Genomic DNA, 12,023 nt, shown 5'->3' with positions numbered 1-12,023 from the left:
GTGACTCACATAGCGATTATCTTCGCTTTATTAAATCCTTTCCCTTCCTGGTATACAACACCACCGCCGGACACGGGGGATGTAAATCCTGGAAAATTTTAGCATAGGAAAAATCTGACAACGGGCGGCTGGCTACTATTCCATAGCTAACCTCCACTTCGTCTATATAATATTGTATACCGGAAGAACAGGAAAGAATACTATTGGTGGCCCATCCCCGTGGCAGTTCTTTATTCAAAAAGTCTAAAACAAAATATTCCCTTCCGGGATTTATCGGATCCCGTAAATCGAAGGTATAATGTTCAATAGGTTTAAATTCATCTTTAATAACATACTGTTTGTTTAACGCAAGGTGCCTGTCTTTCCAACGTGCTCTTACAGTTACCTCCTTCAACTTTTTGGTTTTAGGAATGGTATCAGATGTACGTTCCTGCGCCATTACAACAAAAGGCAACAAGAATAAAACAACTGTAAATATTACACGTATCATGATGTCCAACCCGTTTTCATGTTTAAAACATATAGTGTTCCTATATAATTACACATGAAAACAGGATAGCGTACGTGTTTCTTTAAAAAAACACAAACCTGTGATTATAATGAATGTATAAACTTGTCGCTTCTGTACTATTGTTTAATAGTAAGGATAGCTAATTTCATTTCCTAAATACTATTTTATGGAAAATAAAATAAAACGACGTTTAAAATGGAATACAGTGACTAAAACAATGGCTGTACTTTTAATTGGGTTATTGGGTTCATTATCAATTCATGCCCAAACGCTTCCTCCACCGCGACCTAATCCCCCTGGGCCAGTACTGTCTGTGTATGAGCGGGAATTTAATTACGGTTACGAGGAAGGTGCAAAATTTGCCGGCAGAAAGGACCGTGCGAATTACGAGTATTTCCTCAGGAGATATTATGATGGCATAAGAATGTATCCGGAAAACGATGATTTTTATCGTGGAAGGTTCGAGGGGCTTACCTATGGCTGGATGGAAAATCAGCCGGAGCCTGATTTGACCCTGTATAGAAAATTGAAGGAAGCATTGGAGCGTGACCGCACAGATCCTTGAGCAGGTTGAAGCTGACGAAAGATTATCTAATTATCAAAATGAGTTAAAAGATATCTGATTTGATATTTTTAGCTCATTTTTATTTTACCAGTAGTTGTAAAACTGATTTTTAATATAAGGCAAAATGCAGTAACAAAAAGAAGAGGCTGCATCATTTATTTATGATACAGCCTCTACGTTATTTATTTTTTTTTAAAAGAATTTTAATACCCCGGGTTGGGTACCAGGTTCGGATTCAGTGCCAGCTCTATTGCAGGAATAGGAAACACACGGCGGAAAACATCGTTATCAACCGGTTTGAAACCCCATTTGCCTTCAAATTTACCAAAGCGGATCAGGTCATTTCTTCTCCAGGCTTCCCAGGCAAATTCGCGGGCGCGCTCTTCCAGGATCATAGGCAGCGTAGTACCCACCAATGGAGTGGTACCTGCACGGCTGCGGATCTTATTCACCAATACATCGGCGGTTTGCAGCTCTCCTTTCACCACTGTAGGCGTGGCGCCGCGGAGAATCGCTTCTGCTTTCATCATGATCACATCAGCCAGGCGTAACACGGGAATATCTGTGTTCTGGAAACGGGTGGCTGTATTCACGTTTTTATCAGGGTAATACTTGATGGAACGCACACCTTTTAATTGTCCCTTCAAATCGTTACCTACATCCAGCTTGGCTTCTCCACCGGCTTTCAGCGTTAAAGCTGGTGAAATTTCCACCCACCAGTCGATAGGGGTATCAGCACCGGTAGATGAAGCGTCCAACGTTTTGGTAGTGGTATGAACAATGTTGGGAGTACCATCTTTGTTATACTGTTTACCGGATAACCAGGTATTGTTACGGACATCGTTCGGCTGGTTAAAATAAGCATAGAAGTCGGGAATAGTACTCAGCGCCACGCTGGGACCAAATGCTGCCGGCAGGTCGAAACGTTCCTTCAGGAAAGGGTGCAGACAGAAACGTGTAAAGTGGCAACCGGGGATAAGATTGGCGTCATAAGGAATGGCAAAAATGGTTTCTTTGATCTGCGGGCCATTATCCGGTTTAAAGATCGATGCAAAATCGGCATCCAATGAATAAGGCGCATTCAGGAGGATGCTGTCTGCCATTGCTACCGCCTCAGTATAACGCGGTGTGCCGGTATAGTATTCTGCATTGAGATACATTTTTTCCAGCAATGCAAAAGCCAGCCATTTGGTGGCACGTCCATAGGTGCTGCCATCCACTTTGGTGGTAAGATTGGGCAATGCTGACTTCAATGTGTTCTCGATAAAGGCAAATACTTCCTTACGCGGTTTCGTGGCCGGGAGCGTGTTTATCGGGAAACTATCCAGTACGGGAATATTACCATACAGGTCCATCATAAAAAAGTAGAAAAGCGAACGCATGGTCTTCAGTTCCGCAAGAGAAGCGGATTTATAATCCCCCGCAGGTAACCCGTTTACCAGGTTGATGGCGTTGTTGGCGATATTAATGCCGCCAAAACCCCACTGCCAGGAACTAATCACGTATGGATGACTGCTGCCCCATGTATGCAGGTGCATAAAACGGTATTTTCCGCCATCATCGTAGTTACCATCGCGGGCCGGAATAATGGCCTCGTCGGTAGAGAACTCCTGTAACATCCAGTAGTCCACTCCGTAACTAAAGCCGGTGCCATTCATCCAGTAGGTGGCATCCCCTGATTTAGTATTCGCCAGCTGTGAATACACGGCTCCAATGGCAGCTGCATAAGAAGCGTTGTTGGAGGGAAAGTTGGAAGGCGTATATTTCGACTCAACATCTACATCCAGCTTACTGCAGGCTGTAAGCACCATTGTGGCAAGCAGGAAAATACCGATGATTTTTTTATAGCGCATATTTTTATTTTTAAATAGTCAGATGGATTAAAAAATGGCATTCAGACCAAAAATGAATGACCGGGTTTTAGGATAATAGTTCCTGGCGTCAATACCTGGTGTAAGGCCACCAAGATCAATTTCAGGGTCTATGCCTGTATAATCTGTAATAGTAAATACATTGTTAACGTTACCGTATATACGTAGTTTACTGATGTAGTTACTTTTAATCTTGAAAGTATACCCCAGTGTCAGGTTGTCCAAACGCAGATAGGAACCATTTTCCAGGAACCTGTCGGAGATCAGGAAAGAGTTCTTGTCGTTATAGGATTCCCCTGTTGTAAATTTCAGGATGTTGGTCATTTTCGCATCTGTTGGCGTGTTCAATGCCGCGGTGGTAGCATTGAGTATCTTATTGCCGGATACCCCGCGGATAAAGATATTCAGGTCAAATCCCTTATAGGTGAAGGTGTTGCTCCATCCGTAGTTAATGCTGGGTTGCGCATTGCCCGCCTGCATCAGGTCGCCGATGCTTGGCGAGGTAGTAACTGTACCATCTGCCTTCTGATAGGTAGATACGCCATCTTTATCTTTCCCCAGGTAATGGAACAGCGTGAATGTACCAATGGGTTGTCCTTCCAGGATTTTCTGGCTCCAGTTACCGGACTGTCCTTTACCACCAAGTATGGCAGTAGGAATGTCCTTCAGTGTAAACCGTCCGCTGGAAAGTGCGCTGATGCTATTGGTATTATGTGATACGTTGACGGAAGTTTTCCACGAGAAATTTTTATTGCTTACCGGTTCTGCATTCAGTACTACTTCCACGCCCTTGTTACTTACTTTACCAACGTTTGCCAGCAGCGTGGTGGTAATGTATTGAGTGGTAGATACCGGGTAGTTCCAGATAAGATCTGAAGTTTGTTTATCGTAGTAGTCCACTGCACCGCTCAGTCGTCCTTTAAAGATGGCAAAGTCGATACCGGCATTGAACATAGCGGTACGTTCCCATTTCAGATCGGGGTTAGGATTTTGCACAGGAGCGATGGCATTGATCAGGTTACCATTATCATAATAACGGCCTGTGTTGCTGTATTGTAGCTGCGCCGCCAACGGATCAAAGCCCAGCGAGTTACCGGACACACCATAACTCACCCTGAGTTTGAGGTCATCAAAAAGGTCGTTCTTTTTCATAAACGGTTCCTGGCTGATACGCCATCCTGCTGATACTGCCGGGAAATAACCCCAGCGGTTGTTTTTACCAAAAGCAGAGGAACCATCATTACGCAGCGATGCCTGGAAATAATATTTGTCTGCATACTGGTAATTGATCCTGCCATAGTAAGAAATCAAACGCAGGGTGGTAAGCGTACTGGTAGCAGAGTTATCGAATACTACGGTGCCCGGAGGCGGGTTGCTCAGGCTAAGATTATTCCAGGAAAGTGCATCACTGCCAAATCCCTGTGTGCTTACGCCAAAGCCATCTCCATTATGGTCTTCCTGCCAGGAGTAACCAGCCAATACCTTAAAGTTATGTTTGCCAACCGTTTTATCATAGTTAAAATAAGATTCAATGATGTTACGGGTGTTGGTCCAGGCCAGGCGGGTAGCTTTACCGTTGAGTCCTTTCGCGAGTACGGACAAACTGTTGTAATACACATTTCTGGTTACCTGCTCACGCTGGGTGGAAAGGCTCAGTGTATAAGTAAGACCGGGGAGTATTTTCACTTCAGCAAGACCATTACCCAGGAACTTGTTGATTTTTGTTTCGTCGCTGTTGTTGGCGATGAGTGCTACCGGGTTATTACTACCGCGGATATTACCGGCATAGTCTTCCGTAAAACTTCCGTCAGGTTGTTTTACCAATACGGTAGGCAGGTAGTTAAGCATATTCGACAATACTGCGTCGGGCACATTGTTTTGTGTGGTAGACGAGTTGAAAATGTTCACTCCAAGCCGCAAACGGTCGTTAAATGCTCGCTGATCGATGTTGGCACGTAACCCCATTCTCTTCAGCGATGAACCCTCGATGATACCGGGGTTGTCGAGATAGTTGACGCTAAAACCATAGGTAGTACTTTTTGATCCACCCATGAGCGACAGGTTATGATTATGAGAAACGGCATCGCGTTGTACTTCCTTTTGCCAGTCGGTATTTACCGGTGTAGTGGTACCGGGATATACATTGTTGTTAACAGCGGCAAGTGCCTGGCCATTATCTGCCAGGTATTTCCGCAATTCATCACCGGTAAGTACTTCAAGTCGTTTGGATACTTTTTCAAGGCCAACATAAGCGTTATAGGCAATACGCAGCTGATCCGCTTTGGGCCGGCGGGTAGTCACCATGATTACGCCGTTGGCGGCCCTGGCGCCATAGATAGCAGTGGAAGCGCCATCCTTGAGAACGTCGATGCTTGCGATATCATCCGGCGCCACCATATCGATAGGCGCACCCGGCACACCATCAATCACGTAAAACGGTTCCTGGGCCCCACTGCGCAAGGTCGATGGCCCTCTCAGTATTACGCTGGGATTCTGGTTGGGGTTACCACTTTTTGTAATCGTTAAACCAGGTACTTTACCCTGCAGTAACATCGACGGAGAGGCAATTACACCCTGTGTAAATTCTCCTGAACTGACGGAGCTGATAGCGCCGATCACATTCTTTTTACTGGTTTTACCATAACCTGTGATTACCACATCATTCAGCTGTTTTAGCTGCGCCTGCAAAGATACATGGAGGCTGTGCACTCCATTTACATTTACATCCTTGCTTTCGTACCCAACAAATGCAATATGCAGGGTACTGTTACCATTGGTAACTTCTAAACGATAATTTCCCTCTACATCCGATACCACACCATTGCGCGTACCTGCTTCAGAAATACTTACACCCGGGAGGGGCTGATTTTTGTCATCTGTAATCCTGCCCTGAACCCTGAATTTGTCCTGCGCTACCGCCGGTAAAAAGGCGATGCACAGGCATACTACCCAGCATAGGGAGGCAGTCAAGAGTTTCACAGGAAATCGTAATGAAAACCTACGATAATAGATTTTGTTCATAAAGCAATCTTTAAGTGATTTGTTTGTTTAATTAGTGATAATTGGTCGTTATTATTGATTAAAAGACGGGCTACACTAAGCCGGTGGCATTAGCATTCGTTAAAGTGATGTTTTAAAATAAATTTATGGCAGCTCCTCAAAAGCAAATCAGGCCATAAAACTAAAAATGTTGTTATTGAATTAACAGAAGATCATGTTATCAGATTGTTACATTAGATTTTGGTTGCTTACTACATTGTCACTAAAGGTTTTCAAATAATCGTGGATCGGGTCTTCAGGAATTCCAGGCTAAAGTTGCTGAACAAACCGTAATTAATATACAATAAAATTAGTATTGCCGGGGTAAAATAAGCGGTCAAAACAAAAAATATTTAAGCCCCAATGGTATTTGTGTGTAGGTTACAACATCTAAAACTACCTTTTCCTGTATACGCAATAGACGACCAGCGTGCTATCAAAGCAGTAGACGGCACAACCGAGGCCGTGTCCGGGGAACATTGGAAGCTGTTTAAGCCTGATGCCTTATCCCAATAAAAAACTTCACTGATCGAGTGGTTCGATTTTGTGCCGTGAGGCGGAGAGAGCGAGTTATTACAGTTTCAAAAATGGATTCCTTCAGGCCTTGAAGTAAAAACTGTTTTAAATTGATAATTGAACTTATAGTTTTCCGTGGAGCTTTTTCCGATGGGTTTTGCCCCATTTTTCTAATGGAGCTGCCACTTCTTCTGTAGTTAAACAGTAATCCGTAATAGTATACTCGATCCTTACGGGATAGTCGTTTATCACGTCTCTTCTAATCAGTAAATTTTCCTCCAGGTGCTTTAGCTCTTTAGATAACACACGATTGGTGATGCCGGGAATAGACCCCGCTATGTCATTGAAACGCTTGTTACCACTGTAAATCGAAAGGATAACCGGTAACTTCCATTTGCCGCCTAGTACAAACATGGTGTCCTGTATGGCTTTGATCTTTTCTTTAAAATGCTTTTCATTGTCTTTTTGTGTCATAGGAGTACTAAAAAAGGATTAAGTATCCTTTTGGATACAGGTATCAAATATATACTTTCTCAGGTCTATTTTTGATACTCACGAAAAATCAAGAATATGAAAACAATATTTATTACAGGTGCTTCATCAGGCATCGGCAAAGCAACTGCAAGATTATTTCAGGCTAAAGGCTGGAAGGTATTAGCCACCATGAGAACACCGGAAAAGGAAACGGAGCTGACAATGCTTGAAAATGTGACCATTCTCCCTTTAGACGTTACTAACAATGCACAAATTCAGTCAACGGTTCAATCGGCAATTTCGTCAGGCAACATTGACGTTGTATTAAATAATGCCGGTCATGGCTTGTTTGGCCCTGTGGAAGCTGTTAATGAAGAACAGGTATTAAAGCAGGTTAACATTAATTTTTTGGGGCCATTGAAAGTCATACAGGCATTTATACCTTATTTCAGGGAGAAGAAAGCGGGATTGTTTATCAATACCACATCTACGGCCGGACTTACAGGCTTTCCGCTAAGCAGTATCTACAACGCCACCAAATGGGCGTTAGAAGGTTTAAGCGAATGCTTATCCATTGAATTATCAATGTTTGGTATAGGTGTTAAAACAGTTTCACCGGATGCAACGAAAACTAATTTATTTACCGCTGCCGATGTAGTTTCGCATTCTTTATACGATGGCGTAATACAGAAGATGCTCGGCAGCATACAGCAATCCAGTGAACCCATAAACATCGCGGAAGTTATTTTTAGTGCTGCAACTGACGGAAAGGACCAGCTGCGCTATCCTGCCGGCAAAGCGGCACAGCAAATCTATTCAAGGCGTCTTGAGATTGGCCCGGAAGCTTCAAGGATTGAAACTACTAAATGGTTCCTGAGTTTGTAAAAAAAGGCATTTCGACCTATTGAAACTCAGAGGGATTCGACACATTTTCTATGAACAAATAGAAAAAAACAGACGCATTAATGCAAAAAGAGGAAGAATTATTACTAATTCTTCCTCTTTTTGCTGGCGGAGAGTCAGGGATTCGAACCCCGGGACCTGTTACAGTCAACAGTTTTCAAGACTGCCGCAATCGACCGCTCTGCCAACTCTCCAGGCTGCGAAAGTATAAAACGAATTGATTCTAAAAAAATTTGTTTTGCTTTTTTTATTAGAAAAATTTCGTTAAGAAGTAGCCCCCTGGCAGACATCCGGCTACCAGCACAATTTACGTATAGCCGTTACAGGTATAATTCCTGCCTGTTTGGACCGGCTTTTTTACACCACTTTTCCGTAAATTTAAGTATGAACATATTCTTTGAAGGACCAGTACTATGGTCACAGATAGACGCTAATATGCACCTGCGCCACTCGGCCTATGCCGACTTTGCCGCACAGGCCAGGCTTAGTCTCCTTGAACAGGTAGGACTTACCGCGGTTCATTTTATACAGCAACAGCTGGGGCCCATTCTTTTCCGGGAAGAGCTGTTCTACCACCGGGAAATCAGCCCTAACGACAAAGTGCGCGTGAGCTGTGAAATGACCAAATGCCGGGCCGATGGCTCCCGCTGGTCCATTAAACATGAAATTTTCCGGGGCGATGGCACCAAATCCGCTACTGTATTGGTAGACGGCGCATGGATAGATACCCGTAAGCGCAAGCTTACAGGACTTCCCCCTGAACTCATGGAGAAATTCAAAGCCATACCGCGTAGTGAAGATTTTGTAGAAGAACCATAGATTGTTATACCCGGGATTAAAACAGAAACAGGTTAATCCCGGGTAAAACATCATCCGCTACCTCGCCGTAAGTGGTTTTGCCAGTTTATCAGATTCCAGCTCTTTTATAAAAGGCAGCTGGTTCTGCAGGTATACCCTCGTCGATTGCTCCAGGTAATTGTCCAGCTGAAAGAACTTGGCCGCCCTGGTGGCGCCCAGCAGCTTGTTGAACTTCCGGAAATAACGCATTTGCAAACGTCCGAATTCCAGGTCATTGTTAATAAACTGCCTGGTAAGAGAATTCATCTTCTTCTCATCAATAGAAGAAAATTCCTCGTTGTACATCTTCAGTAAAGCAATACGCTCCGTCAACCACGGACTCTTCTCCGTTTCATACTCAAGGAATGCAGATTGAAACGCCCGTTCTTCCAAAGGGGAAATCTTTAAAAAGTCATTCAACAACGACTCTTTGTTTTTGCCAAAGATTTGTGTTACAAGATCCTCAGTTGGCAATACAGCTACAGCTGGCGTAATTTGGGCGGTTAACCGCCAGGCTGCACCCAGGATCATGAACAAACAGATAAGCTTTTTCATGCACTGAAAATTTAGGATTAATGGCAGGTTCAGCCACAAGCCTATGTATTCAGGGGGTTACGAACACCAGCTCGGAACGGTGTAGTAAAATAAGAAGCAGGTGTAGTGCCCACTACATTTATGGCAGTGAATCCACCGTCTTATATAAACAATATTCAGGGAGAAATGGTTGCAGTAAGCATTAAATAATAAAAAAGGCAGCCAGAAAACGGTTACTTTCAGGCTGCCTTTTTTGAAAAAACGGTGAATGGTCTAGTTCATGGACTGTTGATTGGATTTCATAAATGCATCATATGCTTCTTTTGTCCAATGCTGATAATCTTCCAAATGGATGCCCAGTCGCTCATCCCGCTCTACTTCTTTATATTCCCGGCTGTCCCAATAACCCTTCGCCAATGACTGAATATTCTGGGAAACCGTGGCAGGTGCTACTTCGTAATCATCAGGATAACTTTTGTAGTTGCCAATTGCCAATACCTGGATTTCTTGTTTTACTGTGTCCTTGCTTTGCTTTGCCATGGTTAAAATTTTTTGGTTAACCCTGGTAAAACAAAAATGGTTCCTGTATAGTGCCAGTCGGGGATCCTTTAAGATTATATTAACTTAAAATTATGTTAACGGCGTCAGGGGTGCGAATAAGTTACCACGTCAATACCCACGCCATTAGGGTCTTGTATGGCAAAATGCCGGTCGCCCCACGGCTCATTACGGATCGCTATCTTAATGTCCACTCCTTTAGCTTTAATGGCTTCATACACCTTGTCCACATCCTCCACCTCAATGGTCAGGTACACGCCCTTACCATTAAAAGCCGTTTTAAACAAAGGCTGCTGCGACGCATGCTCCGGCAATAAAAAGCTGATTTCCGCCTGCTTATCCGGTGTATGCAGCAACAGGTAAAATTCGTTCTCAAAGGACACTCCAAATCCCAATATCTCTGTATAAAATTTTTTACTCTCCGCTAGTTTAGCTGTAATAATTCCTGCATTCAGTTTCATTTTACCGGGTTTTGCCTGTGAATAAATATTGGATATAAAGAAGAAGAAAATAAACAATAACAGCCATCTTTTCATACACTTTTCAATTTTATAACAGCAAAACTAAGACAGCCGGGAGAACAAAAATTGTAAAAAACGGACAACTTATTTACCAAACACCTTAGCCGGGGTAAGGCCATAAAGCGTTTTAAATTCCCTGATAAAATGGGCCTGGTCGTAATACCCGGCATCGAGGTAAGCTCTGTTCCTGCGGATATGATGGGGATAATGGGTAGATTGTAATATCTTCTGAAAACGCACCACTTTACTAAATGCCTTGGGTGTATCTCCAATATAAAATTCAAACAGGCGCCTCAACTGGCGGGAGCTGATCCCTGGCGGCAGTTCCTTTTCAATACTGATAACACCCGAATGCTGAATGATCAGATCCACGGCTTCCAGCAGGCGATTATCCGCCGGCAATACTTTTTTGGCGATATGATCCAGCAAAAAGGCATCCAGCAGGGGGCGCAACTCTTCTTCCTTCATTTCTTCATGAAAGCGACCTGTCAAAAAACAGGTAATAGCCGGCGCCACCTCTTCCAGCGTGGTGGTCTGTTTACTTAACTCAGCAGCATTCAATGGAAACAACCGGGGAAACATGCCCGGCAAAAAACGGATACCTACATAATTAAAATCCCCTTCCAGCGGGAAACAGGTATAAGCGTCGCTGAATCCCATAATGAAGCTCTGCCTGGGATCGTGTAGTTCAAAAAAAATATCCATACAGCCATCGGCCACCACCCGGTAATGAAAAGGCGCTGTGAGCGGGCAGGTGGTTTTAAGCTGCCAATAGCAGTAAATGTATTCCCGCAACCGCAGATCCGGTAAAAACTCCCGGTAAACGACTCCTCCCTCCGGCTGCACTGCAAACGGCTGTACTGGTGTATATATGTGGGAACTGTTTTTCATCATCTGCCCGGATCATTCTGCAATTATAACATAATTGCCCTGATATACGCGCTTCCATAATTCCCCCACTTGCCCAGTATTTTTGAAACGGATTCGCGGATCCCTTTATTGTCCACCGGCTTTCCTTTTACGGGAGGTTTCAGCGCTTCTTCTTTTATATCGTCTATCAGCACTTTGGTGGCAAACCAGGTAACATGCTCGTGTGGCAGGGCCACTCCCAGGATCATACCGGGTAAACCACTGAACGACTCCGGTCCGCCGGGCGTAACAATAGCATCGGTATAAAAGGCCACCACGTAAATAGAGTCCATGATCACCGCATTGGCACGGCGGCAATCAAACCCGGCGATTTTACGGGTTTCATCCGTGATCTTCCAGCGGATCTGCCGCATAGAATCCTTTACAAGAAACATCTGCTCAAATACCTGCTTCTGTGAAATACTCTGCATACTATCCAGCCGGGAATATACCACGTTCACTTCGGCCGGGGCCGATTCCCATATCGGTTTCTTATTGTCAGGATTGTCCCTTCCAGGTTTATACAGGGAAGTTTGATGTGAAAATGAATAATCGAAATAAGTGACCTGGTATTGCGACATCCCCTTTTTCAACATATCGGTCCACGAATTATCCTCTCCCTTACTCATTTCATCCATGCGGGCAAACAGGTTTACCCGTTTCTCAAATTCTATCCGCCCCTGTTGCAAAAAAGTGGTATGCTGTGCCTGTGCTGATAAAACAACAACAGCGCACAGTATAACGGTCAGGAGTACACGAATTTTCATTATGATATTTTTCATAAC

General features: G+C 43.9%; 12 protein-coding genes and 1 tRNA gene. 3 read left to right on the top strand and 10 right to left on the bottom strand.

Features of this window, described 5'->3' with window-relative positions:
- Window positions 1-16: 16 nt before the first annotated feature.
- Window positions 17-490, bottom strand: a complete 474-nt coding sequence (locus B5Z18_RS31065; protein ID WP_079473456.1) for a hypothetical protein — start codon at window positions 488-490, stop codon at window positions 17-19.
- 187 nt (window positions 491-677) lie between these two features.
- Here B5Z18_RS31065 and B5Z18_RS31060 point away from each other — a divergent pair, with 187 nt between their 5' ends.
- Complete coding sequence (locus B5Z18_RS31060) at window positions 678-1,076, top strand: hypothetical protein (RefSeq protein WP_079473455.1); 399 nt, start codon at window positions 678-680, stop codon at window positions 1,074-1,076.
- Between the two features lie 203 nt (window positions 1,077-1,279).
- On the opposite strand, the gene B5Z18_RS31055 is transcribed toward B5Z18_RS31060, so the two are convergent.
- The 3 genes from B5Z18_RS31055 to B5Z18_RS31045 form a co-directional block, all read right to left on the bottom strand.
- Window positions 1,280-2,929, bottom strand: coding sequence for a RagB/SusD family nutrient uptake outer membrane protein (locus B5Z18_RS31055; RefSeq protein WP_079473454.1), 1,650 nt, complete (start codon window positions 2,927-2,929; stop codon window positions 1,280-1,282).
- Between the two features lie 27 nt (window positions 2,930-2,956).
- A complete protein-coding gene (locus B5Z18_RS31050; RefSeq protein WP_159454497.1) occupies window positions 2,957-5,926 on the bottom strand; it encodes a SusC/RagA family TonB-linked outer membrane protein in 2,970 nt (989 codons plus the stop codon).
- Between the two features lie 699 nt (window positions 5,927-6,625).
- Window positions 6,626-6,976: a winged helix-turn-helix transcriptional regulator gene (locus B5Z18_RS31045; RefSeq protein WP_079473452.1), complete on the bottom strand. Its 351-nt coding sequence runs from the start codon at window positions 6,974-6,976 to the stop codon at window positions 6,626-6,628.
- 96 nt (window positions 6,977-7,072) lie between these two features.
- On the opposite strand from B5Z18_RS31045, the gene B5Z18_RS31040 reads away from it, so the two are divergent.
- Window positions 7,073-7,861: an SDR family oxidoreductase gene (locus tag B5Z18_RS31040; protein WP_079473451.1), complete on the top strand. Its 789-nt coding sequence runs from the start codon at window positions 7,073-7,075 to the stop codon at window positions 7,859-7,861.
- Between the two features lie 124 nt (window positions 7,862-7,985).
- Here the strand turns inward: B5Z18_RS31040 and B5Z18_RS31035 are convergent.
- Window positions 7,986-8,073, bottom strand: a tRNA-Ser gene (locus B5Z18_RS31035).
- 190 nt (window positions 8,074-8,263) lie between these two features.
- On the opposite strand from B5Z18_RS31035, the gene B5Z18_RS31030 reads away from it, so the two are divergent.
- Complete coding sequence (locus B5Z18_RS31030; protein WP_079473450.1) at window positions 8,264-8,698, top strand: acyl-CoA thioesterase; 435 nt, start codon at window positions 8,264-8,266, stop codon at window positions 8,696-8,698.
- Window positions 8,699-8,755: 57 nt separating this feature from the next.
- Here the strand turns inward: B5Z18_RS31030 and B5Z18_RS31025 are convergent, their stop codons facing one another.
- From B5Z18_RS31025 to B5Z18_RS31005, 5 genes are all read right to left on the bottom strand, one after another.
- A complete protein-coding gene (locus tag B5Z18_RS31025; RefSeq protein ID WP_079473449.1) occupies window positions 8,756-9,271 on the bottom strand; it encodes a hypothetical protein in 516 nt (171 codons plus the stop codon).
- 252 nt (window positions 9,272-9,523) lie between these two features.
- Entirely contained in the window at window positions 9,524-9,790 is a 267-nt protein-coding gene (locus B5Z18_RS31020) for a hypothetical protein (protein WP_079473448.1), read from the bottom strand.
- A gap of 104 nt (window positions 9,791-9,894) precedes the next feature.
- Window positions 9,895-10,344 (bottom strand): VOC family protein, encoded by a 450-nt coding sequence (locus tag B5Z18_RS31015; RefSeq protein WP_200817398.1) that lies wholly within the window; start codon window positions 10,342-10,344, stop codon window positions 9,895-9,897.
- A gap of 69 nt (window positions 10,345-10,413) precedes the next feature.
- Entirely contained in the window at window positions 10,414-11,220 is an 807-nt protein-coding gene (locus tag B5Z18_RS31010) for an AraC family transcriptional regulator (RefSeq protein ID WP_079473447.1), read from the bottom strand.
- Between the two features lie 23 nt (window positions 11,221-11,243).
- Window positions 11,244-12,020, bottom strand: coding sequence for a GLPGLI family protein (locus tag B5Z18_RS31005; protein WP_200817397.1), 777 nt, complete (start codon window positions 12,018-12,020; stop codon window positions 11,244-11,246).
- Window positions 12,021-12,023: the final 3 nt, after the last annotated feature.

Origin of the sequence: Chitinophaga ginsengisegetis (genome assembly GCF_900168065.1) — a bacterium.
In the GTDB taxonomy this organism is placed as follows: Bacteria; Bacteroidota; Bacteroidia; order Chitinophagales; family Chitinophagaceae; genus Chitinophaga; species Chitinophaga ginsengisegetis.
This window is presented reverse-complemented; position numbering and strand designations above follow the sequence as displayed.